Source organism: Bradyrhizobium sp. 63_E2_N1_3 (genome assembly GCF_052076005.1).
Taxonomy (GTDB): domain Bacteria; phylum Pseudomonadota; class Alphaproteobacteria; order Rhizobiales; family Xanthobacteraceae; genus Bradyrhizobium; species Bradyrhizobium barranii.
The window spans coordinates 2,140,782-2,164,813 of the sequence record NZ_CP197235.1; the positions used below are offsets into that span (position 1 = coordinate 2,140,782).

The 24,032-nt window shown below is 65.6% G+C and carries 16 protein-coding genes and 1 pseudogene; 9 read left to right on the forward strand and 8 right to left on the reverse strand.

The window, feature by feature from the left end:
- Positions 1–8: 8 nt before the first annotated feature.
- A complete protein-coding gene (locus AB7531_RS10040; protein ID WP_063981582.1) occupies positions 9–1,322 on the reverse strand; it encodes an ABC transporter substrate-binding protein in 1,314 nt (437 codons plus the stop codon).
- Between the two features lie 120 nt (positions 1,323–1,442).
- Here AB7531_RS10040 and AB7531_RS10045 point away from each other — a divergent pair, with 120 nt between their 5' ends.
- Positions 1,443–1,616, forward strand: a complete 174-nt coding sequence (locus AB7531_RS10045; protein WP_155257718.1) for a hypothetical protein — start codon at positions 1,443–1,445, stop codon at positions 1,614–1,616.
- 235 nt (positions 1,617–1,851) lie between these two features.
- Here AB7531_RS10045 and AB7531_RS10050 read toward each other — a convergent pair whose 3' ends face one another.
- Positions 1,852–3,519 (reverse strand): SulP family inorganic anion transporter, encoded by a 1,668-nt coding sequence (locus AB7531_RS10050; RefSeq protein WP_063981583.1) that lies wholly within the window; start codon positions 3,517–3,519, stop codon positions 1,852–1,854.
- Positions 3,520–3,821: 302 nt separating this feature from the next.
- Complete coding sequence (locus AB7531_RS10055) at positions 3,822–5,312, reverse strand: caspase family protein (protein WP_063981585.1); 1,491 nt, start codon at positions 5,310–5,312, stop codon at positions 3,822–3,824.
- A 428-nt stretch (positions 5,313–5,740) separates the two neighbouring features.
- Between AB7531_RS10055 and AB7531_RS10060 the strand changes: the two genes are divergently transcribed.
- Genes AB7531_RS10060 through AB7531_RS10070 form a run of 3 tightly spaced genes read left to right on the forward strand, consistent with a single transcriptional unit; the run spans position 5,741 to position 9,638 of the window.
- On the forward strand, positions 5,741–6,772 hold the full coding sequence (locus AB7531_RS10060; RefSeq protein WP_028147675.1) for a TRAP transporter substrate-binding protein: 1,032 nt from the start codon (positions 5,741–5,743) through the stop codon (positions 6,770–6,772).
- 1 nt (position 6,773) lies between these two features.
- Positions 6,774–8,648 carry a TRAP transporter large permease gene (locus AB7531_RS10065; protein ID WP_245328563.1) on the forward strand — a complete coding sequence of 625 codons (1,875 nt, stop codon included), beginning with the start codon at positions 6,774–6,776 and terminating at the stop codon, positions 8,646–8,648.
- Positions 8,649–8,660: 12 nt separating this feature from the next.
- Positions 8,661–9,638 carry an NAD(P)-dependent oxidoreductase gene (locus AB7531_RS10070; protein ID WP_063981586.1) on the forward strand — a complete coding sequence of 326 codons (978 nt, stop codon included), beginning with the start codon at positions 8,661–8,663 and terminating at the stop codon, positions 9,636–9,638.
- A gap of 213 nt (positions 9,639–9,851) precedes the next feature.
- Here the strand turns inward: AB7531_RS10070 and AB7531_RS10075 are convergent.
- A pseudogene (locus tag AB7531_RS10075) lies at positions 9,852–11,016 on the reverse strand (ABC transporter substrate-binding protein).
- Positions 11,017–11,303: 287 nt separating this feature from the next.
- Between AB7531_RS10075 and AB7531_RS10080 the strand changes: the two are divergent.
- From AB7531_RS10080 to AB7531_RS10095, 4 genes are all read left to right on the forward strand, one after another.
- The gene (locus tag AB7531_RS10080; RefSeq protein ID WP_063981588.1) at positions 11,304–13,733 is read left to right on the forward strand and encodes a bifunctional diguanylate cyclase/phosphodiesterase; all 2,430 of its coding nucleotides are present in this window, start codon (positions 11,304–11,306) and stop codon (positions 13,731–13,733) included.
- A gap of 230 nt (positions 13,734–13,963) precedes the next feature.
- Positions 13,964–15,265 carry an MFS transporter gene (locus tag AB7531_RS10085; RefSeq protein WP_063981589.1) on the forward strand — a complete coding sequence of 434 codons (1,302 nt, stop codon included), beginning with the start codon at positions 13,964–13,966 and terminating at the stop codon, positions 15,263–15,265.
- Positions 15,266–15,421: 156 nt separating this feature from the next.
- The gene (locus tag AB7531_RS10090; RefSeq protein WP_063981590.1) at positions 15,422–18,007 is read left to right on the forward strand and encodes an EAL domain-containing protein; all 2,586 of its coding nucleotides are present in this window, start codon (positions 15,422–15,424) and stop codon (positions 18,005–18,007) included.
- Between the two features lie 280 nt (positions 18,008–18,287).
- A complete protein-coding gene (locus tag AB7531_RS10095; protein WP_063981591.1) occupies positions 18,288–18,845 on the forward strand; it encodes a hypothetical protein in 558 nt (185 codons plus the stop codon).
- Positions 18,846–18,941: 96 nt separating this feature from the next.
- Here AB7531_RS10095 and AB7531_RS10100 read toward each other — a convergent pair whose 3' ends face one another.
- The 4 genes from AB7531_RS10100 to AB7531_RS10115 form a co-directional block, all read right to left on the reverse strand.
- The gene (locus AB7531_RS10100) at positions 18,942–19,859 is read right to left on the reverse strand and encodes an MBL fold metallo-hydrolase (RefSeq protein ID WP_166101732.1); all 918 of its coding nucleotides are present in this window, start codon (positions 19,857–19,859) and stop codon (positions 18,942–18,944) included.
- Between the two features lie 92 nt (positions 19,860–19,951).
- Positions 19,952–21,157 (reverse strand): NAD(P)/FAD-dependent oxidoreductase, encoded by a 1,206-nt coding sequence (locus AB7531_RS10105; RefSeq protein ID WP_063981593.1) that lies wholly within the window; start codon positions 21,155–21,157, stop codon positions 19,952–19,954.
- A 129-nt stretch (positions 21,158–21,286) separates the two neighbouring features.
- On the reverse strand, positions 21,287–21,577 hold the full coding sequence (locus tag AB7531_RS10110; protein WP_063981594.1) for a hypothetical protein: 291 nt from the start codon (positions 21,575–21,577) through the stop codon (positions 21,287–21,289).
- A gap of 312 nt (positions 21,578–21,889) precedes the next feature.
- A complete protein-coding gene (locus AB7531_RS10115) occupies positions 21,890–22,501 on the reverse strand; it encodes a TetR/AcrR family transcriptional regulator (protein WP_063981595.1) in 612 nt (203 codons plus the stop codon).
- A gap of 131 nt (positions 22,502–22,632) precedes the next feature.
- On the opposite strand from AB7531_RS10115, the gene AB7531_RS10120 reads away from it, so the two are divergent.
- Positions 22,633–23,862 (forward strand): cytochrome P450, encoded by a 1,230-nt coding sequence (locus AB7531_RS10120; RefSeq protein WP_063986151.1) that lies wholly within the window; start codon positions 22,633–22,635, stop codon positions 23,860–23,862.
- Positions 23,863–24,032: the final 170 nt, after the last annotated feature.

Consider the following 24,032-nt stretch of genomic DNA (forward strand, 5'->3'; position numbering starts at 1 on the left):
ACGTACTTTCAAGAATAGACCTTCTTGAGTTCGACTTCCGCCCATTTCACGGAATCCTCCGCCGGAGCGCCCTGGATCGCTTTGGCGTACATATCTGTGATGATGTATTTGGTGAGCACTTCGGCAGCCTTCTTGCCTGATGAGGGCAGAGGGTACCCGGGCGTCTGACCCAGGAGGCCGGCGATCTTGAAGGGCGCCATGACCTTGTCCTCTTCCCACAACTTGTGTTTCTCCCATTCGTGGGTCGGCGGTGTCGCGAAACCTTTCTGGGAGACGAACCAAGGCTCGTAGTTCGCCTTGGTATGGACCCACTTCAACAACGCCTTCGCACCGTCCTGATTCTTCGAATAGTTCGGAATGACGTGAGAGAAATAGGTGTGCATGGCGAATTGGCCGGCCGGGCCTTTGGGCAACGGCGAGTGCTGGATGTCGGTCTTCAGCTGTGCGCCTTTTTCAGTAATATATTTGTCGGGGTTGCGCAGCGATTCGATGTAGATCGAAGCGCCGTTGAGGGTGGCGCAGATGGTTTGCGACAGGAACGCACGGTTGTTGTTGGTGTCATCCCAGGCAAGCCCGCCCTCGTCGTGGGCTTCCTTCCAGAAAGCCGTCATGAACTTGACGGACTCGATGACCTCTTTCTTGTTGATGTTGACAGTCTTGCCGTCCTTCTCGACCTCGGTGCCGCCCCACGACCACATGTACGGGTAACTGAACGTCGGCGCGTCACCGAACGTGTGGCCGAGCGTCTGACCGATCGGCCGGCCCTGGGCCTTGAGCTTCTTGCCAACCTCGCGATACTTCTCCCAAGTGTCCGGGAAGGTCGATGAGCCGATCTCATCGAACCAGGATTTTCGGTAGGCGATCATGGCGCCGACGATGGTCCACGGCAAAGAGATCCATTTTTGGCCGTCGGCGGAGTTGGACTTGCACAGATCATAATAGCCATCTTCGGCCTCGCTCACACGACCTGCGATGTCGGACAGGTCGATGACGCTCTCCGAATAGATCTGCGGGTGGTTGTTGAAGAGCATGATGATGTCGGGACCTGAGCCCGACTGGATCGCCGAGGTGATGCGCGGCTGCAGGTCGTTGCCATTCACAGTCTCAAGATTGATCTTGATTCCCAGCGCCTTCTCGGCAGCAGGCAGGAGCTCCTTGCGCAATAGCTGATCGGAAGCTGGCACGAAGTCATTCCAACGCAGCCAGTGTACCGTGGTGCCCTGTGCAAAAACGGGAGCCCTGCCAGTGGCCAGGATGCCGGCCATGCCGCCCACAAGCGCCGTGCCGCCCTTGAGGATGTTACGTCGGGTTACCGTCGTCATGCATTCCTCCCTCGGTGTGTCTGAGCTAATATCCTTTGGCCAGTCTAACGCCGGCTTGGAGTCTCTTTCAGTCTATCGCGCCTCCGTGGCCCAACGCATGCGCCCGCGACAACGTCCGCAATGTATTGGCTCGATGATCATTTGGTGGCGTTCCACTTGCAGCGCCGGGGTGGCGAGTTCGCCGCGAACCAGGGGGCGTTCTTCGCGGAGCAGCGGCGCGATTGCATCGCACCCAATCGTAACGGCGATACGATCGGCGGCCTGGATCATGTCGGCGCTGCAGCCAGCGCTTGAACCCTACCGTCATAACGATCCCTCCCGCGCAGCGACGGTATAGCCGCGGCCAAGCGGGTTTTCCCCGTCTTATATGAAGTTCGGTACCGGAAGCTGGCGCGACATCATTGTCGCCCGTCGCAGCAGGAAATCAAGTGCTAGCTTTGACGCGGCGGCCATGGTCTTACTCCGCGAACTGGCCGGCGACCAAAAGTATCGCTCCCTTTTGGGGCGGCGGACCGAGTGAAGGCGGTGGTTATTTCGCCAGCTTGCGCACGGCTTCATCGACGCTGTGGAAGACGTGTTCGCGGGGCAGGGCGTCGAACAGTCTGAAACGTTCGAACGCGTTCTGCGCGCGCACCGATTCCAGCCGCGCCAGTGCGACGGTGACGCCCTGTTCGCTGCACGCCTTGAAGACGTCGAGCAGGATCTGCGCGGCGGTGAAGTCGATCTCGACCATGCCGCTCGCCTCCAGCACCAGCAGTTGCGGCGTCGAGGTGCCGAGCACTTTGGCCACGTCGCTGCGAAAACCCGGCGCGTTGAGGAAGGACAGCGGCGCCTGGAGCCCGATCACGGCGACGCCGGCGATGCGCTCGCCGGTGATGTGCGGATGCGCCGGCCACCAGATCGTGGTGCCCGGCACGCGCTCGAACTCGACGAGCCGCGCGCGCGTCGTGCTCCAGATGCCGTGCAGCAGCGACAGCACGATGCCGAGGAAGGCGCCCTGCTGGATCGGCAGCACGATGATCAGCGCGGCAGTGGCGACGATCAGCAGGAACTCGCTGAACGATTGCCGGTAGATCATGGCGATCTGCTTCACCCGGATGATCCGCAGCGCCACGAACAGCAGGATGCCGCCGAGCGCGGCGTCCGGAACGTGCTGCAGCAGCCCCGTCCCGAACGCGAGCAGCGCCAGCACGATTGCCCCGGCCGCAAGGCCCGCGAGCTGCGATTGTCCGCCGGTCTCGGCGACGATCCCGGTTCGCGGCGGGCTGGCATTGACCGGAAACGCGCCGAACAGGCCGGACAGCACGCTGCCAGCGCCCGCACCGAGGAAATCGCGATCGACATCGGCAGGCTTGTCGGGATCGGACGGGAACGACCGCGTCGTCGCGGCCGTCTGCACCATCACCACGACCGTGATGACGAAGGCGAGCGGCACCAGGCGCACCCACAGCTCCGGTGCAAGGTCAGGCAAGGTCGGTCGCGGCAGCGTGCCCGGCACCGCGCCGACGACGCTGACGCCCTTGCTTTCGAGGCCGAGTGCGATTGTGGCCAGCGTCGCGGCGACGAGCCCGATCAGCGCACCCGGAATTTTCGCGCTGACCCTCTCGGCGATGAAGACCACGGCGAGCACACCGAGCCCGATGCAGAGCGTGAACGGGTTGGTGCGGCCGAGTTCGGTCGCGAGCACGCCGATGCGTTCGAGTGTCGGCCCGCTTGGTGATGGAAGCCCGAGCACGCCCGGCAGTTGCGAGACGATGATGTGGACGGAGATGCCGGCGAGGAAGCCGACCATCACCGGCACGGACAGAAGATTGGCGATGCCGCCGAGGCGGAAAGCGCCGCTGGCCAGCATCATCGCGCCGACCATCAGCGCCAGCGCGATCGCAAGCCCCTGATACTCAGGCGAGCCGGTGGCAGCGAGCGCGGCAAGTCCGCCGGCGAAGATCGGCGTGATCGTGGAATCCGCGCCGCAGGACAGGAAGCGGTTGCCGCCGAGCAGCGCGAAACCGAGCGAGCCCGCCATGAACGCGAAGAAGCCGATCTGCGGCGCAAAACCACCGAGCCGCGCCGTGGCCATCTGCTCTGGGATCGCAATCGCCGCCAGCGTCAGTCCCGCCATGAGGTCGCCGGGCAGGGAATAGGACGCGAGTGACCGGAACAGCGGCCATGAGTTCTTGGCGGGCGCGTCGTGCGGCATCGATATGGAATCCCCGAAAAGGCTGGCGTCGCTCAGACTACAGCATTTCGCGAATGTCCACGATCTGCGTGTCTCGGACGCGGCGCAGCACGTAGTGCTGCGCCGCAGAGCCGGGACCCATCGTGCTACGCCGATTGCTGCCGCGTGGGCCCCGGCTCTGCAGCGCACCGCACCGGACGATGCGTCGCATCGCCGGGAGCGCTGCGCTGCGCCCGGGGCACGCGAGTTGCTGGCCGCTCACCATCAACAGAAATGTCCGCAGGCAGGGCCTGCGGACATCCATTCGCTTGGTGAACTGGGGCTCAGTACCTGCCGCGGTTGTAGTCGCCGCGTCCGTAGCCGCCTCCGCCACGGCCGCCCATGCCCATGCCGAGACCAATCCCGACGCCAATTCCGACGCCCACGGCTTCAGGTGGCGGGCCAGGGGGTGGCGCGCGCTCGTAGATCACTTCGTCGGGCGGCGGCCGGCGCGGCTTCGGCGGCGTCTCGACCACCTTTCGCTTCGGCGGGGTATCGTCGACGCGTTTCTTGATGACGGGCGCCACCGCCGGATTGACCGGCGTTGCCGGTGTCGACGGCGCCGAGCACGGGCAGGTCGGGGCCATTGCGACCGCGACCGGAGCAGGGGCCGCTGCGGCCGCGACCGGCAAGGCATAGTTGCGGTTCTGCACGCGGAGCAGCAGCCGGCGCGCAGTTGCGGCGAGATCGCTGTTGTCCCAATTCGCCAGATAGGCCTCGAACGAAGCGCGCGTGTTGATGGCGGTGGCGCGCTCCCAGGCCAGCATCTGACGCCGGCGCTCCAGGATCGTGCGCAGACGCGGCGTGTAGGAGGCCTGTGCGTAGAGCTCGACATAGGCCTGATACGCCTCGACGGTGTCGTCGGCGATCACCAGCTCATAGGCAGCCTTCGGCTCCTTGCCCTGCAAATCCTTGCGCCAGTCCGCGACGCTGCGCGTGCCGCTGGCGAGTGCCATGGCGGATGCGCCCGGGAGAGCAGGCTGTCCGCCGCTGCTTTCGCCGCCGAAGAACTTGAAGTCGGTCGTCAGCGACGAGCTTTCCCACGGGATCTGCCGCCCGTCGGTCGATTGCGCCACGGCGATGCGGATGCGCTTGAACACTTCCTCGATCGGCAAATTGGGCTGCTTGGCAACGGTCAGCGCCGCCGTGGTGTAGGGGCTGTCGACGCCGGAGCCGTCCTCGGCTTCGGCGCCGGGCGAGGTCGAATAGGAGATGAAGGAGCCGGGCGCGCCGGCTTTGGTGTCGACGATCGCAAGCCCGTGGCCAGCGCCGCTGAGCGCAGGGAACGGATTGTTGCGGCATGCATCTAACATGAAGATGCGTGCCCGCGTCGGCAGCGCGCCGAGCGTGTTGAGCAGATCGTTCAGCCGCACGCCCTGGAGTGGAATGTCGGCCTCGCGCTTGGGATCGAGATCGACCGGCACCAGATAGTTCTCGCCGTCGATCTGGAGGCCGTGGCCGGCATAGAACACCAGTGCGACGGTGTCTGCGCCGCTGGCGCTGACCTTGCCGGCGAAATCGGAGATTGCAGCGCGCATCTCGTTCTGCGCCAAATTGGCCGCCGTGGTGACGGTGAAGCCGGCATTGCCGAGCAGCTCCGTCATGCCCCTGGCGTCGTTGGCTGCGTTGGGCAGCTCCGGCACGGTCCGGTAGGCCGATTGGCCGATCACGAGTGCGAGCCGCGCCTCGGCGTCGGCGTCAGTCGGCGTTATCAACTGCGTGAGCGCGACAAGGCTGGAGGCAAGAAACAAATTGCGAAGGACCGGACGGCGCATGGTGTCACCTCCATCGGCAATGCGCGCGATGATGTCATCATTCCTAGGTCGCCGCCACGCGTCTGTCTGTGCACTGGATCACGCTGCAAGCTGCGGCAAAATGGGGCAGGGCGTCTGCCGGAGCCGCCGGGGCATCGCTCGGGCGGCATCCATGTGAATTGCGCATTGATCCATGCACCAATTGGATTGATCCGTGCTGCTGCGCGAAGCGTCCTGTCGCACATCGGCCCCGAGGCCGATCCGATCGAGAATCCCGGACAAACATGGTTGTTTTGACGGCGCCGATGCCGTCGATGTTCGCAACCCGCCGCTTTGCGACGGCCGGCTGCAACCCTTGCCTGCCCCGTCGCTTTGGCCATACAGTCCGCGCAACAGGCCGTGGCAGCGATCTCGGCCGTAAGCAAGAATATTCGGGGAGAGACCGCGCCATGACCATCGTGCCTGTGAGCCGTCGCACGTTCATCAAGTCGTCGACGGCGGTCACCGCCGGCCTCGTTCTCTCTCCTGCCATCATCGGTCGCGCCGAAGCGGCGACGCTGAAGCTGAAATGCTCCTCCTCGCTGCCGAACGATCCGAAATACGCCAACGGCCGCGTCTACTATGACAACCTCGTCAAGAACCTGAAGGGCAACGGGCTCGGCGAGCAGGTCGAGGTCGCCTTCTTCCCGGACAACCAGCTCGGGCAGGAGATCGACGTCATCAATTCGGTGAAGCTCGGCGTCATCGACCTCATGGTGTCGGGCTCGTCGATCTCGGCCAACCTGGTGCCGCTGGTCGGCACCTTCGACCTCGGCTTTCTGTTCTCGAGCTTCCCGCAGCAGACCAAGGCGTTCGATTCCGGCGCCGCCAAGCCGATCGAGGACGCGCTGCTCAAGAGTGGCAACATCCGCATCATCGCCTGGGCCTATAATTTCGGCTCACGCAGCGTGCTCGCGAGGAAGCCGGTGAAGACGCCGGAGGATCTCGCCGGCCTCAAGATCAGGACGCTGCCGAATCCGGTGATCACGGAATGCCTGCGCCTGATGGGCGCCGCCGCGACGCCCCTGGCCTTCGGCGAGATCTACACGGCGCTCCAGGCCGGCGTGCTCGACGGGCTGGAGCACGATCCGCCGACGATTCTGGCCAGCAAGTTCTTCGAAACGGCAAAATTCTACTCACTGACGCAGCACAATTTCTCGCCGCTCGCGATCTACTTCAGCGACGTGACCTACAACCGCATGGATCCGAAGCTGCGCGAGGGTTTCCTCGATGCCGCCAAGAAGGCCGCGGCCGATACGCGCGCCCATGGGCTTGCGGTCGAGAAGGAGGCGCTGACGGCTTTGACCGAGAAGGGCGTGACGGTGGCCGAATGCGACCGCGAAGCCTTCAAGAAGCGCGTCGCGCCGCAGCACGAGAACTTCATCAAGGCGCGGCCGGAGTCCAAGCCGGTCATCGACATCATCCGCGCGACGCAAGCTTGAGATGACCAAGTCTGAGATGGCGTTGACAGCCGCCGTGCCCCTCTCGGGCGGCCGCCACGGGAGCATTACGCTGCTGCTTCGCCTCAGCGACGCGATTGCGGCCATCCTCCTGGCCGCCGATCTCGTGGTCGTCTGCGCGTCGGTGCTGCTGCGCTTCTGCTTCAATGCGCCGGTCGAATGGTCCGACGACGTCGCGCGCGGCCTGATGGTCGGCTCGGCCTTCTTCGGCGCGGCGAGCGCGCTGGCGCGCGGCGAGAATGTCGGCGTGTCCTTCTTCCGCGATCTGCTGCCGGTGCGGCTGCGCACGCTGGTGGATGCCGCGAGCGCGCTTCTGGTCGTGCTGATCTCCGGCTATGTCGCCTACAACGCGATCAAGCTGGGATCATTGACTTCAGGCCAAACCACCGGGTCCGGCCTGCCGCTGGAGCTGACCTTCTACCCGATGGGCATCGGCGCGCTGTTCATGACGGTGTTCGCGATCGACCAGCTCTGCGCGCGGCCGCTGCCTGACATCGTCAGAGGCCTCGTTGCGGTCGTCATCGTCAGCGGCCTCTATCTCGCCTGGGATTATCTGTCGCCGTCCACGGTGCCGTCAGCGGGTACGCTGATGTTTATCGGCTTCTTCGCAACCCTGTTCGGCGGATTGCCGATCGGGTTCGCGCTGGCGCTGGCCGCGCTGATCTTCATCTGGGTCGAGGGCGCGCTGCCCGGCGTGATCTTCGCCCAGCAGATGGCGCGCGGCATCGACAATTTCGTGCTGCTCGCGATCCCCTTCTTCATCCTCGTCGGCTACCTCATGGAAGCCAACGGCATGTCGGTGCGCCTGATCGAGCTGTTGCAACGCGGTGTCGGCCGTATGCGCGGCGGACTCAACGTCGTGATGGTGGCGTCGATGGTGCTGTTCTCAGGCATATCCGGTTCGAAGATGGCCGACGTCGCCGCGGTCGGCTCGGTGCTGATCCCGGCCGCACGCCGCTCGAAGCAGAATCCGGGCGGCGCGGTGGCGTTGCTTGCCGCATCCGCGGTGATGGCGGAAACCATTCCGCCCTGCATCAATTTGATCATCCTGGGTTTCGTCGCGAACCTGTCGATCGGCGGCCTGTTCGTCGCTGGCCTCCTGCCGGCGGCGCTGATGGCGCTGGTCCTGATCGCGGTGTCCATCATCTTCGGCAAGCGGCCGGCGGATACCGAGGACGTTGCGCCGCAGATGCCAGTGTCTGGCCTTTGGAGCGGCGCGATCGCCTCGTTCGGCCTGATCTTCATGATCTTCTTCGGCTTCAAGAGCGGCTTTGCGACGGCGACGGAGATCTCCGCGTTTGCCGTGGCCTATGCGCTCGTCGTCGGCAGCGTCGTGTTCCGCGAGCTCACCTTTAAGTCGGCCGCACACAGCTTCGTGCAGGGCGCGACGCGTGCGGGGCTCGTGCTGTTCATCGTCGCCGCCGCGCAGTCGCTGGCGTTCACGCTGACCCTGCAGCAGGTGCCGCACGCGGTCGGCGACTTCATGTTGGGATTGTCCAAGACATCAGGGACGTGGCTGTTCATCCTGCTCGCGATCGGCGTGCTGATCGTGATGGGCTCGGTGCTGGAAGGCGCTGCCGCGCTCATCATCTTCGGGCCGCTGCTGCTGCCGGTGGCCGTGCAGCTCGGCGTCGATCCCCTGCATTTCGGCGTCGTGCTGGTCATCGCGATGGGCATCGGCCTGTTCGCGCCGCCGCTCGGGCTCGGACTCTACGGCGCATGCCTGATCGGCAACGTGCCGATCGAGCAGACGGTGAAGCCGATCATGGGCTATCTCGGCCTGTTGTTCCTCTGCCTGCTCGTCATCGCTTTCGTGCCATGGCTCTCGACCGCACTGCCGCGGGCATTCGGCTACTGAAGGAGTCTTGTCGTGAAAGTCTTGCTGGCTCACACGCCGGAGATGCGCCGCAATTACTACGGCGACCGCAGCCTGAATGGCCTGCGCGCGGCCGCCGAGGTGATCCTGCACGAGAGCGACGACACGCTGGACGCGGTTACCCTCGTGCGCGCGGCTGGTGATGCCGACATCATCGTCGCCGATCGCATGACGGAAGGGCGCGGCGAGATCTTTGCGCAACTGCCGCGCCTGCGTGCCTTCGTCCGCTGTGCCGTCGACATCCGTAATGTCGACGTCGATGCAGCCTCGAACGCCGGCGTGCTCGTGACCCGCGCCGGTCCGGGCTTCGTGCAGGCGGTGGCCGAGCTTGCGATCGGCTACATGGTCGATCTCTCCCGCGGCGTGTCCCGGGCGACGGCGGATTACCAGGCCGGCCGCAGGGTCGAGGCGCGGATGGGCCGCCAGCTCGCCGGCAGCCGGATCGGCATCATCGGCTATGGCAGCATCGGGCGCTATCTCGCCGAAATCGCCAAGGTGATGCGCATGGAGGTGCTGGTCTCCGATCCCTTCGCTGATGTCAGCGACGGTTCGATCCGGCAGGTCAGTCTCGACGAGCTTCTTGGGGCTTCCGACTATGTCGTCTGCCTCGCCATCGCCAACGAGCAGACCGAGAATTTGATCGGCGAGGCGGCGCTGGCGCGCATGCAAAAGGATGCTGTGTTCATCAATCTCTCGCGCGGCAATCTCGTCGACGAGGCTGCGCTGGCACGCGCGCTGCGCGAAAACCGCATCGCCGGCGCGGCGATGGATGTCGGCCGCGCGCCCGACCAGATGCCGAGCCCGGAGCTGGCGAGGCTTCCCAACGCTATCGCCACGCCACACGTCGGCGGGCTGACGCCGCAGGCGATCGAATACCAGTCGCTTGAAACGGTGCGGCAGGTCGAGGCGATCGTCAAAGGCGAGGTCCCGCAAGGCGCCGTCAACGCGGAGTGCTGGACGCGCCGGCCTTGATGACTTTCTAGCCGACAGCACAGCTCTCTCCGTTCCCTCCCCCCTTGCGGGGGAGGGGCAGGGAGAGGGGTGCCGCACGGGGATTCCTTCCGTCGCGCACCGAGCGGTGCATCGTCGGCAACAAGCACCTTTTCCTGGGCGACCCCTCTCCCCAACCCTCCCCCGCAAGGGGGGAGGGAGCGCACCTTTTTCGTGGCGCTAGTCGGGGTTAGCCTAAAGCCGATCCACCGCCCTGAACGTCCCGTCCTTCTGGATCACGGTCAAGAACACCTTCGGCGGCGCGTCGGTCATGCGCGCGCCGACGGTGACGATGCTGCCGCTGATGTCGAAGCGGCCGACGTCGTTGATGGCGCGCAATAGGCTCGCGCGGGTCGGCTGCGGCCCGGCCTTCTCCAGCGCCGCGGCCGCGAGGCGGCCGGAGAGATAGCCTTCGAGCGACACGAAGTCCGGTGTCAGCGTCGGGTCGAACGCCCTCTGCGCCGCCTGGTAGTCGGCGACGAGCTTTTGCGAGCGATCCCAGGGAAACGGCACGACCTGCGAGACGATGACGCCTTCGCCGTCGGGGCCGAGCTCTCTGGCGAGCGCATTGGCGCCGACGAAGGAGATGTTGACGAAGGTCGGATGGAAGCCGCTGCGATGCGCGAGCTTAATGAACTCCGCGCAAGGGCCGTAGGTCCCGACCATGACGACGGCTTCGGGCTCGGCGCGCTTGATCATGCGCCAGGCCGCGCCGACCGCGCGGGTGTTGCGCTCGAAGGTGCCTTCGGCGGCGAGCTCGAGGCCGCGCCTGGCGAGTGCGCGCTTTACGCCGGCGAGACCGTCGCGGCCGAAGGAATCGTCCTGGTAGAAGATGCCGATGCGGGTGAAGTGGCGATCCTCGGTGAGGTGCTTGACCCAGGCCTCCGCTTCAGCGCCATAGCTTGCGCGAATGTTGACGACGTTCGCAAGCTCGAGGTCGCGCAGGAATTCGGCACCGCTGAACGGACCGATGAAGGGAATGTTCCTGGTACTGGTGATCGGTATCGTCGCCATCGCGGTCGGCGTGCCCACCGCGCCGATCAGCGCGAACACCTTGTCGTCCTCGATCAGCCGCAGCGTCTGCGCCACCGAGCGGTCGGGATCGTAGCCGTCGTCGCGGCTGATGAGCTGGAGCCTGCGGCCGTGGACGCCGCCCTTTTCGTTGATCTCGGTGAATGCCGCGACGATGCCTTGCCGCATCCGCTGTCCGAGCGCGGAGGAGGGGCCTTCGAGCGCGGCCGCCTGGCCGAACAGAATCGCATCGTCGCTGACGCCGACCTCGTCGCCTTTCGGCAGGATTGGCCGCGGCGAGTAGCGCGACGGCCAGAGCGACGCAGGCCGCTGATCGCGATCGTGTCATGAGGATGTTTGCCGGATAAGGGAATACCTGTCGGAAACGATAGTCCCGTCGCCCTGAACAGCTCGCTAACCCCCGATGTAACGGTGCTCCGTAAGAGTCCGGGGAAAAGCGGCAAAATGCTCGCACAATGGCCCCTGCTTGCAGGCCAATCGTTAACTAAGCCGCGCAATCTGCGACGACCCGGTTCTGAAATTGTGCGGTTCTTAACCCCGATCCTTGTCCGATAGCAGTTCCGGCAGCTCAACCAGAAGTGGGTTGCCGCGCCGAGGGGGACTTGCGGGATCAAGATGGGCGGTCGGGGTCAGAACGATCAGGATCGGGAACGTAGGACCGGATGGTGGCGCGCCGCGCCGCTGCTCGGACTCTATCGCCCTGCGCTCGTCGCAGTCGGCGTCGGTCTCCTGTTCTCGCTCGTGGGCGCCGCCGCCGTGGCGCGATGGGAAAACCGCGTCAACAAGATCGAGTTCGAGAACGCCGCCGAAACCGAAGCCATCGTCATGCAGAACGGCATGAGCGAGTACATCTCCAGGCTCGTCGCGCTGCGTACGCTGTTCGAATCGACCAACGAGGAAATCACCCGCAGCGAATTCGAGACGTTCAGCTCCCGGCTGTTCGAACGTCATCCCGGCATGCTGCGCATCTCCTGGCTGCCGCGCGTCAACCGCAAAGAGCGCGCCGAATACGAGGCCGCCGCGGCCACGGACGGCGTGTCCGGCTATCGCATCAAATCGCTCCAGGGCGAGACCTTCGCGACCGCGCCGCAAGCCGATGAATATTTCCCGGTGTTCTACTCGACCCAGCCGAAGACGTCGTCGGTCTACGGCATGGATTACGCGACCGTTCCGGAGCGCCGCGCAGCCCTCGAGCGCGCGCGCGACAACGATCGCGTCGCCGCCATTCGCACGCGCCTCTACGAGCCGAAGGAGGGCGGCCGGCAGCCCGACGTGCTCGTTGCCATTCCCGTCTACGCCAAGGGAACCTCGCGCGAGGCGGTGGCGGACCGGCGCCGCAATCTGGCGGGCTTCGTCGTCGGCGTCTTCGACCTGCCGCTGCTGATCCAGTCCATTCGCGTGACCACGGGAGCAAGCCCCGCGGTCAGCGTGAACGTCTATCCACCCTTCACGGGGCAGATCGTCAGCCTGGAACAAACCCTGCCGGACTATGCGTCGGCCGCCACGTCGCCGCAGTCGATGCGGGACGTCGCCCGGGCGCTGCACTGGTCGGGCAGCCTCAAGATCGGCGATACCGACTGGCAGGTGCGCGCCATGCCGACGGCCGGAGGTTCGCTGGAGACGGCCTACGACCGCGCCGTTGCCGTCATCGTCGTCGGCATGCTGCTGACGCTGTCGCTCGCGACCTATCTCATGCTCGCAAGCCGCAGCTCGCGGCGGCTCTCGCTGGCGAACCGGCGGGTGCTGGAGCTCGCCCAGACCGATATCCTGACCGGGCTGCCGAACCGCGCCTTCTTCCTGACCCGGCTCGACATGATGAACAGCCAGTTGAGCGTGCGGGGCCTGCCGTTCGCGATCCTGATGCTCGATCTCGACCGCTTCAAGAACGTCAACGACTCGCTCGGCCATGGTGCGGGCGATGCGCTGCTGCGCCAGGTGGCGCTGCGGCTGAGATCTGCGCTGCGCGCCACCGACGTGCTGGCGCGGCTCGGCGGCGACGAGTTCGCCATCATCCAGGAGGCTTGCGACGATCAGCGGACTTGCGCGACCGAACTCGCCGCGCGGATCGCGAAGCTGGTCGCCGAACCGTTCCTGCTGCCCGGCCATCGCGTCGAGATCGGCACCAGCATCGGCATCGCGATCGCACCGGACCACGGCAGCGACCAGGAGCAGTTGCTGAAGAAGGCGGACCTCGCGCTCTACCGCTCGAAATCGGCCGGCCGCAACTGCTTCACCATCTACGACGAGGCGATGTCGGCCGAGCTCGAGGCTCGCAACACGCTGGAAGGCGATTTGCGCGATGCCATCGCGCAGTGCCAGCTCGAAGTGCACTATCAGCCCTTTATGGACGTCGCCAGCGGTGGCCGTCGCGGCTTCGAGGCGCTGGTGCGCTGGCGGCATCCGAGCCGCGGCCTGATCCCGCCGGACCAGTTCATCGGGCTTGCCGAGGAAACCGGGCTGATCGTGCCGCTCGGCGAATTCGTGCTGCGGCGCGCCTGTGCGGACGCCGCCGCCTGGCCATGCGATCTCATGGTTGCGGTGAACCTGTCACCGATCCAGTTCAAGGAAGCCGAGCTGTTCGAGACGATCTGCGCAGCGTTGGCAGATTCCAGCCTTGCGCCGCAGCGGCTGGAGATCGAGATCACCGAATCCGTGCTGCTGGAACGCGGCGTCGAGAACCTTGCCTTCATGGAGCGGCTGAAGCACATCGGCATCGAGCTGGCGCTCGACGATTTCGGCACCGGCTATTCGTCGCTCAGCTATCTGACCACGTTCCCGTTCGACAAGATCAAGATCGACAAGTCCTTCATCCGCAACCTCACGCATCAGCCGCGCAGCTCCGCGATCATCGCCTCGATCGTGACGCTCGCACGCGGCCTCGATATGTCGGTTACCGCCGAAGGCGTCGAGACACGCGAAGAGTTCGAGCGGCTGACCGCGCTCGGCGTCAATTTTGCACAAGGCTATCTGTTCGGACGCCCGCAGCCGGTCGACCAGATCGAGTTCGACGCGCCCGTCCGGGCTTCGCAGCGCGACGCGGCCTGAGCGCGGGCCTGGCAACATTTGAACATATACGAGAGGTCGTCATGCCCGGGCTTGTCCCGGGCATCCACGTTCTTTGTTCCGCGTAGCGAAGACGTGGATGGCCGGGACAAGCCCGGCCATGACGATGTGGCAACTTCTGCGACCCGCCAAGAAACACATTCGTGAAAATCGCTTGACCCAGACGGCCCTGGATGGTCGGTAGCACCATCTAGGGATGAAATAAGCACAACATGCGGCTTCCGTTCTTCTACGGCTGGGTCGTGGTCGCGGTGACCTTCGTGACCATGGCGATCGGCGTCAACGCGCGCACCGCGTTTTCGCTGTTCTTTCCTCCCATCATCTCGGAATTCGGCTGGGAACGCGGCGTCACTGCCGGCGCATTCTCCTTCGGCTTCGTCGTGTCGGGCATCGTCAGCCCGCTGATCGGCCGCCTGATGGATCGCGCCGGCCCGCGCGCGGTGATGGAGCTCGGTGTTGTGCTGATGGGCGGCGGGCTGCTGCTCGCGCCACTCACCAGCACGCCCTGGCATCTCTACGTGACCATCGGCGTCATGGTCGGCGCCGGCTCGGTGTGTCTCGGCTATTCCGGCCAGTCGCTGTTCCTGCCGAACTGGTTCATCCGCAAGCGTGGCTTCGCCATCGGGATCGCCTTTGCCGGCGTCGGCATCGGCTCGGTGACGCTGCTGCCCTGGGTGCAGCACATGATCGAAGAGACCGGCTGGCGCACCGCCTGTACCGCGATGGGACTGCTCATCCTCGTCGTGCTGGCGCCGATCAATCTGTTCCTGCACAAGCGGCCCGAAGACATCGGCCTTCAGCCGGACGGCGATGCCACGCCGGCGGCGGGCGCGGCGACACCGGTGTCCAACATCGTCGATCCCGTCTGGGTCGGCACCGACTGGACGCTCAAGCGGGCGGTTGCGACCGCACGCTTCTGGTGGATCGCGCTCGGCTATTTCAGCGGCCTGTACATCTGGTACGCGGTGCAGGTGCACCAGACCAAATTCCTGCTCGACATCGGCTTCAGCCCGGGTGTCGCGGTGTGGGCGCTCGGCATCGTCAGCCTGCTCGGCATTCCCGGCCAGATCCTGCTCGGCCACGTCTCCGACCGGATCGGGCGGGAATGGGTGTGGGCGATCAGCTGTGCCGGCTTTGCGATCTGCTTCGCGGCGCTGATGGCGCTGAAATTCCAGCCGTCGCTGTGGCTGGTCTATGTCATGGTGTTCGCGCAAGGCGCGCTCGGCTACGGCCTCACCTCGATCATGGGCGCGGTGGTGTTCGAGATCTTCCAGGGCAGGCACCAGGGCAGCATTTTTGGAACGATCATGCTGGCGGCCCTGGCCGGCGGCGCGGCGGGTCCCTGGCTCACGGGTTTCCTCTATGATCGCACCGGCGACTACACGCTCGCCTTCGCCATCGCCATGGTCGTGAGCGGACTGTCGGCGCTCGCGGTCTGGCAGGCCGCTCCACGCAAGGTGCGGGCGGTGGCCGGCCGGCTGCACAAGCTCAAGCCCACAAGCGCGGCCGAATAGGTTCCGAATGCATCGGATTGCCTTCGCAGCTTTCGCGAGCCGTTAAACATGTCGCGTCTTGGCCGGACGCGACCTGGCTGCAAAAACGTCTTGGACACCATCGCGGCGCTAGCCTCGGCCCCCCTTGCCATCTTCCCGATGCATCCGGGTCCAACGATGTCCGCCGCCGATTGTCCCATGACAGAAATTCCGGACGTGCTGCTGGCTGCGCTCGAATGCGCCGACGGCGGCATCGTCATCGTCGATGGCGCGCGTCGCATCACGCATTTCAATGCCGGCGCGGAGCGGATCTGGAAACTCGCGCGCGCCGAGGTGCTCGGCCGCGACGCCGAACTTCTCACGCTCAAATGCCTTCGGGCCGATCCGGTCGCGGAGTTCCGCGACGAGATCAGCCTCGTGCGGCGCGACGGCACCCGGATCCGGGCGGCCATCTCGCTGTCATCCGTCACGCGTGGCGGCGTCACCCATCACGTCGTGTTCGCGCGTGACGTCACCGCGGAGGCCGAGCGCCGCGTCAGAATCGGGCTTCTCCACGCCGTCTCCGACCAGACCAACCGCGCGGTGCTCATCACCGACACGGACCAGAACATCGTCTACGTCAATTCCACCTTCGCGACGCTGTTTGGCTACACCAGCGAGGAGGCCGAGGGCCGCCGCGCCGGCGCGCTGATCGCCGGCCGCCACACCGATCGGAAGGCCGTCGCGAAGCTCGTCAAGCGCCTGATGACCGGCGGCCGCCGCGGCGAAATCGAGACGCTGGTCTACAACAAGGGCGGCGAGGAGATCTGGGTCTGCGCCCGTATCGACGTCTTCCGCGACAAGAAGGGCCGTGCCAGGCACATCTTCGCGCTACTCGAGGACATCACCGAGACCAGGCAGCTGCGCTCGCTCCAGCAGCTCATCATGAGTGCGCTGGCCGACGAGGTTCCGATCACCGATATCGCCGACAGGCTGTGCCGAAGGGTCGAGGAGATCGCGCCTGACGTGGTTTGCTCGCTGCTCCACGTCGATGCCGCAGGCCTCGTCCATCCGCTCGGCGGCCCCAGCCTGCCCGAGGACTATTCGCGTGCGCTGGACGGCATCGCGATCGGTCCGAATGTCGGATCCTGCGGCACCGCGGCCTTCTACGGTGAACCGGTGCTGGCCGAAGATCTCGACACCGATCCGCGCTGGCAGCCCTACAAGACGCGTCCGCTCGAAGTGGGCCTGCGCGCCTGTTGGTCGACACCGATCAAGGCCAAGGACGGCCGGGTCATCGCCACCTTCGCCTTCTATTTCCGTGAACCGCGCGCGCCGAGCAACTGGCACCGCCGTATCGTCAACGCCTGCGTCGACCTCGGCGCCTTCGCGATCGAGCGCAAGGAAGCGCGGGCCGAGATCGCGCGGCTCGCCTATCACGACATTCTCACCGGGCTGCCAAATCGCGCGCAACTGCGGCACCTGATCACCACGGCCATCGATGCCTGCCCGACCGGCAGCCACGTTGCGCTGGCCTTCCTCGACGTCGATCATTTCAAGGACGTCAACGACACGTTCGGCCACGCCGCGGGCGATGAGCTGTTGATCCAGCTCGCGCAGCGCCTGCGCGAGCAGATCGGCCCCGAGGACATGCTGGGACGGCTCGGCGGCGACGAGTTCGTCATCCTGCTGCCGCAGCGCAATGCCGAGAGCGCCGAGCGCGTCGCGGCCGGGGTCGCGGAGGCGCTCGCCGCGCCGCTGCGGCTTGGCTCCAGGCAGCTGCAGATGTCGGCGAGCATCGGCATCAGCCTCTATCCCGACCATGCGACCGACATCGACACCTTGATGCAGCAGGCGGATGCGGCCATGTACATGGCCAAGCAGGCCGGCCGCTCCACCCATCGCATCTTCAGCGCCGAAATGAACGGGCTCACCGAGCAGCGCCTGGCGCTGATCGCAGCGCTGCGCCGCGCCATCGCCGAGGGCGCGCTGACCCTCAGCTACCAGCCGCAGATCCGCAGTTGCGACGGTGCCGTCCACGGCGTCGAGGCATTGGCGCGCTGGCATGATGCCGTGCTCGGCGACGTCTCGCCGGCGAAATTCATCCCGCTCGCTGAGGAGTGCGGCCTGATCGAGCAGATCGGCCTGTGGTCGGTGCGTGAGGCCTGCCGGCAGATGGCGGACTGGCGCCGCGCCGGGCTCGACATTCCCAGCGTGTCGGTGAACCTGTCGCCGATCAATTTCCGCAACGTTACGCTGGCGGCGCGGCTCAAGGACATCCTCGCCGAATACGATCTGCCGCCGGACGCACTGATGCTCGAGATCACCGAGGGCACGTTCATGCGGGACAGCGTTGCCGCGCTGGAGACGATGAACGCGATCCGCGAGCTCGGCGTCGGGCTTTCCGTGGACGATTTCGGCACCGGCTATTCCAGCCTCAGCCGGCTTGCGCATCTGCCGATCCGCGAGCTGAAGATCGACCGCAGTTTCATGCGCGACATCGAGAGAGACGCGGGCGCGCTCGCGGTCGCCACCGCCGTGGTGCGCGTCGGACAGGGCCTCGGCATGACCGTCGTCGCCGAAGGCGTCGAGACCGAAGGCCAGCGCAAGACGCTGGCCGAGCTCGGCTGCGACGTCGTCCAGGGCTTCCTCTACGCGCCCGCGCTGCCGCCGGTCGTATTCGAACGCTGGCTGATCGAGCACTGCGCCGAGCAGACGAGGGCGATGCTGGGGCGGATCGATGTTACGCCGGCCGGTCGCGACGTGGTGAAGCGGTCGGCATAGTCGGCTCCAGGGCGTTCGCGCACAATCCGGCAGTCATCCCTTTCAACGGGTAGCTCCAGCCCCGGCTGATGATCGGCTGGTCGGATTTTTGTTTCTGGATATTACTAATTGCCGATTGGCAATATCGAGCAACCGGCGCGGCGCCCTGCCAAATGCTCCGCGCCAGCTCCCGTTCCTACCACCGCGCAACCAGGCAAATCCAACTGCCAGGGCGAACTCAGGACTGGATGGGACTCGGGGCAACGTCACCTCGGGTCCGCCAAAAGCACGGAAAGCCACCATGACCTCGATTTCTGCGCTCTCCTCCAATCACCACCGCTCATCACCGTTGCAACAATTACAAGACGAGCTGCAAGCGGAAGTCAGTTCCGGCACGATCGATGCGTCGGATCAGTCGGCGCTGTCGGCCGCGCTCAGCAGCATCGGCTCCGCGTTGCAGTCAACCGGTGCAAGCGATCAATCCGGCGGCGGGACATCTTCGCCCGACGCCTTCGCGTCGAAGATTAATGGCCTCATCCAGCAGCAAGTGTCGGCCGGCAAGTTGACGGACGAGCAGGCCACCGAGCTGCAAGGAATTTTCAAGGCGGCGCTCTCGCATGGACCGCACGGAGCGGGTGGACCGCCGCCGGACGGGCCACCGCCATCCGGCGAGCCTCCCTCGGTGAACGGCACGGACGACTCGTCAAGTGGCAATTCGACGGCAGAGCTGCTGCAGCAGTTTCTCCAGCAGCTGAAAAGCTCGCTTGCGGACTCGACATATAGCGCGACGAAAGCAGGCGATACGACCAATGCGAACGATCCGTCGTTGTCCGGCGTCCTGATCAACGATCGGATCTGATATCGGCGGCGCGCCGCGCTGACTCGGTTCGCCGCATCGAAACCAGGGCCCGCCATGAATGCGCGCGCCCTGGTCTCACGTTGGCTCAGCGAGCGATCAGTAGTCCCAGAACACCGGCACCCAGCGAAAGGCGTCGCCGGCGACCGCCACATGGCCGACGGACGGGAACGGCATGTGGGTCGCCACCAGCATCTCGCCGCTCGCGGCAATCTCTCGCAACAGACCGACCCGAACGCGCGCCGCCTCCTCGGGGTCGTGTTCGAAACCGTTGTGCCAGTCGGGTTGATCGAATCCGACGGCAAACACGGCGTCGCCGGCGAACGTCAGCCCGTCGCCGCCGGATGCCACGCGAACCACGCTGTGTCCGGGGGTGTGACCGCCGGTGCGACGAACGACGACGCCCGGCGCAACCTCGTGCTGCTCATCGAACTTCCGCAGCTGACTTCCGTACTCCTTGACGAACCGCTTGGCGGTCGCCCGAAGCGCGTCCGGGAAGCCCGGCGGCATGGCGGTGTGGGAAAAATCGGGCGCCTCCCAGAATTTGACCTCGGCGGCCGCCACGTGGATCCGCAGGTCTTTACGCAGCCGCTCCTTCACCCCGTCGACGAGCAGTCCGCCAATGTGATCCATGTGCAAGTGGGTCAGCACCAGATCGGTCACGGACGAAAGATCGATGCCGGCGGCCTCCAGTCGCTTGATCAACTGGCCGGCGCGCGGCAAGTGCAGATCCGGGTCGGACCCCAGTCCAGCGTCGATGAGGATGGTCTTGTCGCCGCTGCGGACCACGACCGCATTCAACGCCCAGTCGAAAGCGTCCTGCGGCAGGAACATGTCGTGCAGCCAGGTCGCCCGGACGGCCGGGTCGGCATTGTGCGCCAGCATCGTGGTTGGCAGCGGCAGCACGCCGTCGCTGACCACCAGCACGTCGATCTCGCCGACCTTCAGCGCGTAGCGCGATGGAACGAGCTCTTCCGGCTTCGATGTCGCGGGGTATGAGGTGTTGTGCAGGTTCATGTTGGTCTCCTGTTTCAAGGTAGGGCTCCCGGCTGGTCTTGGTTGAGCAGGCCGCGCAGCCAGGGAGGTGCGGCCGTGATCGTTTCGTGCTTCTAGAGGCTCGTCACACGCTCCGGATCGGCCGAGGCGAGCGCTGCGGCACGCTCGGCGCGGGGCGGGTAGATCCAGACCGTGTTGATCTCCTGCTTGGTCTTCTTGGCGACGTCGCCGACCATCTCGACCTTGCGCTCCCAGCCGCGCGTGAACAGCGCGCCGGCTTCGCCGAGATCGAGGCAGGTGACGTAGGCCTTCTGGTGATACGGCCTGGTCGGGACGCGCAGGAGTTCGGCTGCCGCATTGTTGCCGGCAAAGGCGCCCATCCGCGTGGCGTGCTGGCAAGACATCAGCGCGTAATTGCCCTCGTCGTCGCACGCGGCTCGCGCGGCATCGCCGGTGGCGAAGACACCGGCGATGCCGGGCACGCGCAGATCGCGGTCCACCAGCAGCCGGCCGAAATTGTCGCGCTCGGCGGGAATCTGCGCCGTCAACGGCGCGGCGCGAATACCGGCTGCCCAGACCACCGTCTCGGTTTCGATGTGTTCGCCGGTCGACAGCGTCACGCCGGATTTGTCGAGCGAGGCAACGCCGGTGCCGAGCCTTGTCTCCACGCCGAGCTTGCGCAGCGCTTGCTCGATGACCGGGCGGGAGCCTTCGCCCATGTCGGGAGCGATCGCGCCGTTACGCTCGACGATGATCACGCGCGTCCTGGCGTTTTGTCCGAAGATGGCGCGCAGGCGCGCGGGCAGCTCGGTCGCCGCCTCGATGCCGGTGAAGCCGCCGCCGGCGACCACGACCGTGTCACGTCCATTGACGGCCGGCCGGTCGGCGAGGCCATGCAGATGCTTGTCGAGGGCAACCGCATCGTCGAGCGAGTCGACGCTGAAGCCGTGTTCGGCAAGGCCGGGGATGTTGGGTCGGAAGAGGCGGCTGCCGGTAGCGATCACCAGGCGGTCGTAGGACAGGGTCTTGCGGGTGCCTTTGGGAGTCGAGATCTGCACCGTCAGCGCCTCGGTGTTGACAGTCTCGGCGCTCCCCTGGATGTAATCGACGTCGATCGCCTTGAGGACATCGAGCAACGGCGCCGTCAGGGTTTCCGGCTTCGGCTCATAGAGCCGAGGGCGGACCACCAGCGTCGGCTCGGGTGCGATGAGCGCGATCTCGAGCTCTTCCGGCGAGACGCCCTGAATGTCGCGCAGGCGAGCGGCGGAGAGGGCGGCGTACATGCCGGCGAAGCCGGCGCCAATGATGAGCAGTCGCATTTGGTTCACTCCTGGATTTGGTTCTGGGTTTGTTGGTTCGAAACGCGCGCCATCGCCGCCGCTCGATGCGAGCAGTGCCTGTTGCGAGCGATGATGACGCGAAGAGGTGAGACGGAGACCGCCTGGTCCTTACGGCGCGGCGCAGTTGGGCAGCGAGGACAGCAGCGCAGGGCCTTCACATCCTGCGCGGCAAATTCGCGGGCCCGATGGCCAGCCGCGCAGGGCGACCGGCAGCGCAGGTTTGTTGGTCCAGCCCCGATCGATCAGGATCGACGTCGAGACCTTGGCGTCTTGTGCGATCTGTGGCGGCGCCTCATCGGCCGTCGGCGAGGTGAAACGCACGGTCAGTGAAAGCCCGTACATGAGCGCCGTCGAGACCGCCTTCCGTCGTGGCGCGATTGCAAACCGTTTCCTGTCCATCGTTTGTCTCCGTCCCCATGATGTGACGTTGCGATGTTTAGCCAACCGGATCGTCGACTGCGCCAGAGCGATTGCCGTCCCTGTCGAGAGATTGCTGCTAACGGACGCGCCTGCGCCAATCGCCCGGCGCCTAGCCGGTTAGCGGCGCCGAGGCCCGGCGTATTTCCCGAAGCGGCCATGCCTTGTCCGATCCTGCCGCAAGCAGGCCCACGTTTTCACAAACGCACGATTGGGGGCGGACGGCGAGTTGTCGGAGAATCCAACGCCGGTCGGATGACGGTCCGGTCGCGAGCCTGATATCGGCGACCCGGGCTAGTTCGGCGACAATCCGGTCCTACGCCTGAGATCCGTGATCGCGCGCAGAAAACTGTCGGCCGGCGTCGTCTCCGGATCGATCAGGCGGTGCAGGCGAAAGCCATCTTCCAGCGCCAGCACGACGGAGGCCATCCACGGCGGATTCAGCGTGTCGTTCCTGCCGTTGCTCTTCAACGTGGCCTCGACGATGTCGGCCACCAGCTTGCGCCGCGCGCGCAGCCGCTTGGCAAGCTCCGGGCGGCGCTTCTCGGCGCGCGCGACGAACAGGATCATCTCCATGTGCAGAAGGGGCGAGCGGCCGAGCGGGTCTTGCCGGCTGCGATCCATCGTCTTCAGCGCCGCGATGAAATCGTCGAGATTGTCGTGCTGCGCGAGGATGTCGAGGTTGCGCCGGATCGACTGCTCGACATGATCCTCGAGCATGGCGATGATCAATTCGTCCTTGCTCTTGAAGTTGGAATAGAACGCCCCACGGGTGAAGCCCGCGGCGGCCGCGATCGCCTCGATGCTGGCGCCGCCGATGCCGTCCGCCTCGAACACGCGCGCGGCCGCCTCGAACAGCTTGTCGCGCGTGTCGTCCCTGGTCGGCCTGGTTCTCACCCTTGACATCGGCGCAGGTTAGGGCAGAATGCAACTCGATACAACAATGTATCGAGTTTATAATCTTGGGGATGGTTACGCCGCGCGCGCAAGGGGGCTGCCGGCGTATTCGTGTCATGCGGCAACCGATTGAGGTCACCATGAACGAGCAAGTGCAACCCGCAGGCGGACCGCTGTTCAATCCGCTGTCGCCGGACTTCATCCGCGATCCCTATCCGCACTACGACCGGCTGCGCACGATCGAGCCGATCCATGTGACGCCGTTCGGCCAGTTCGTCGCCAGCCGCCATGCCGACGTCAGCTTCGTGATGCGCGACAAGCGCTTCGGCAAGGACTTTGTCGAGCGCTCCAAGCGCCGCTATAGCCCTGCCATCATGGACGAGCCGGTGTTTCGCAGCATGAGCCACTGGATGCTGCAATCCGATCCGCCCGACCACACCCGCCTGCGCGGCCTCGTCGTGAAGGCCTTCACCGCCCGTCGCGTCGAGGACATGCGGCCGCGGATCCAGGCGATCGTCGACCAGACCATCGATGCGGTGATCGAGCGCGGCCACATGGACCTGATCGAGGATTTCGCCTTCCGCCTGCCGGTCACCATCATCTGCGACATGCTCGGAATCCCCGAGGATCATCGCGAGACCTTCTACAACAGCTCGCGCGATGGCGGGCGGCTGCTTGACCCCGTGCCCCTCACGCCGGAAGAGATCGCGAAGGGCAACGCCGGCAACATGATGGCGCAGATGTATTTCCAGCAGCTGTTCGAGCTGCGCCGCCGCAATCCCGGCGACGATCTCACCACCCAGCTGGTGCAGGCCGAGGAAGACGGCCACAAGCTCACCAACGAAGAATTGACCGCCAACATCATCCTGCTGTTCGGCGCCGGCCACGAGACCACCGTCAATCTGATCGGAAACGGCCTGCTCGCGCTCCATCGCAATCCGGATCAGCTCGCGCTCCTGAAGGCGCGGCCCGAGTTGATGGTCAACGCGATCGAGGAATTCTTGCGCTACGATTCCTCGGTGCAGATGACCGGGCGCGTGGCGCTGGAGGACATCGCGGATCTCGGCGGCAAGAGCATCCCCAAGGGCGAGACCGTGCTCTGCCTGCTCGGCTCGGCCAACCGCGATCCGGCGGTCTACCCTGATCGCCCCGACCGGCTCGACGTCACCCGGCCCAACGTCAAGCCGCTGTCGTTCGGCGGCGGCATCCATTTCTGCCTGGGCGCCCAATTGGCGCGCATCGAGGCCGAAATCGCCATCGCGACGCTGTTGCGGCGGCTGCCGGATTTGCGCATCGACGACGTCGAGAACCCGGAATGGCGCCCGACCTTCGTGCTGCGCGGCCTGAAACGCCTGCCGGCAAGCTGGTGATGGCCGGCGGCGCTGCATCTGCGAGCGCCGGTCCTCATCCTGAGGAGGCTGCAAAGCAGCCGTCTCGAAGGATAGCCGCGGGCGCGGGGGCCTCTATGGTTCGAGACGGCGCTTAGCGCGCCTCCTCACCATGAGGGTCTCCCGCCAGCGTTAACCTCCGCGCGCAACAG

What these genes read in the sequence shown, in the direction of transcription:
- AB7531_RS10055 (WP_063981585.1), bottom strand. Translation starts at nt 5,312, where the DNA reads ATGCGCCGTCCGGTCCTTCGCAATTTGTTTCTTGCCTCCAGCCTTGTC.
- AB7531_RS10115 (WP_063981595.1), bottom strand. Translation starts at nt 22,501, where the DNA reads ATGTCAAGGGTGAGAACCAGGCCGACCAGGGACGACACGCGCGACAAG.
- AB7531_RS10085 (WP_063981589.1), top strand. Translation starts at nt 13,964, where the DNA reads ATGCGGCTTCCGTTCTTCTACGGCTGGGTCGTGGTCGCGGTGACCTTC.
- AB7531_RS10060 (WP_028147675.1), top strand. Translation starts at nt 5,741, where the DNA reads ATGACCATCGTGCCTGTGAGCCGTCGCACGTTCATCAAGTCGTCGACG.
- AB7531_RS10080 (WP_063981588.1), top strand. Translation starts at nt 11,304, where the DNA reads ATGGGCGGTCGGGGTCAGAACGATCAGGATCGGGAACGTAGGACCGGA.
- AB7531_RS10040 (WP_063981582.1), bottom strand. Translation starts at nt 1,322, where the DNA reads ATGACGACGGTAACCCGACGTAACATCCTCAAGGGCGGCACGGCGCTT.
- AB7531_RS10120 (WP_063986151.1), top strand. Translation starts at nt 22,633, where the DNA reads ATGAACGAGCAAGTGCAACCCGCAGGCGGACCGCTGTTCAATCCGCTG.
- AB7531_RS10050 (WP_063981583.1), bottom strand. Translation starts at nt 3,519, where the DNA reads ATGCCGCACGACGCGCCCGCCAAGAACTCATGGCCGCTGTTCCGGTCA.
- AB7531_RS10090 (WP_063981590.1), top strand. Translation starts at nt 15,422, where the DNA reads ATGTCCGCCGCCGATTGTCCCATGACAGAAATTCCGGACGTGCTGCTG.
- AB7531_RS10105 (WP_063981593.1), bottom strand. Translation starts at nt 21,157, where the DNA reads ATGCGACTGCTCATCATTGGCGCCGGCTTCGCCGGCATGTACGCCGCC.
- AB7531_RS10065 (WP_245328563.1), top strand. Translation starts at nt 6,774, where the DNA reads ATGACCAAGTCTGAGATGGCGTTGACAGCCGCCGTGCCCCTCTCGGGC.
- AB7531_RS10095 (WP_063981591.1), top strand. Translation starts at nt 18,288, where the DNA reads ATGACCTCGATTTCTGCGCTCTCCTCCAATCACCACCGCTCATCACCG.
- AB7531_RS10110 (WP_063981594.1), bottom strand. Translation starts at nt 21,577, where the DNA reads ATGGACAGGAAACGGTTTGCAATCGCGCCACGACGGAAGGCGGTCTCG.
- AB7531_RS10045 (WP_155257718.1), top strand. Translation starts at nt 1,443, where the DNA reads ATGTATTGGCTCGATGATCATTTGGTGGCGTTCCACTTGCAGCGCCGG.
- AB7531_RS10100 (WP_166101732.1), bottom strand. Translation starts at nt 19,859, where the DNA reads ATGAACCTGCACAACACCTCATACCCCGCGACATCGAAGCCGGAAGAG.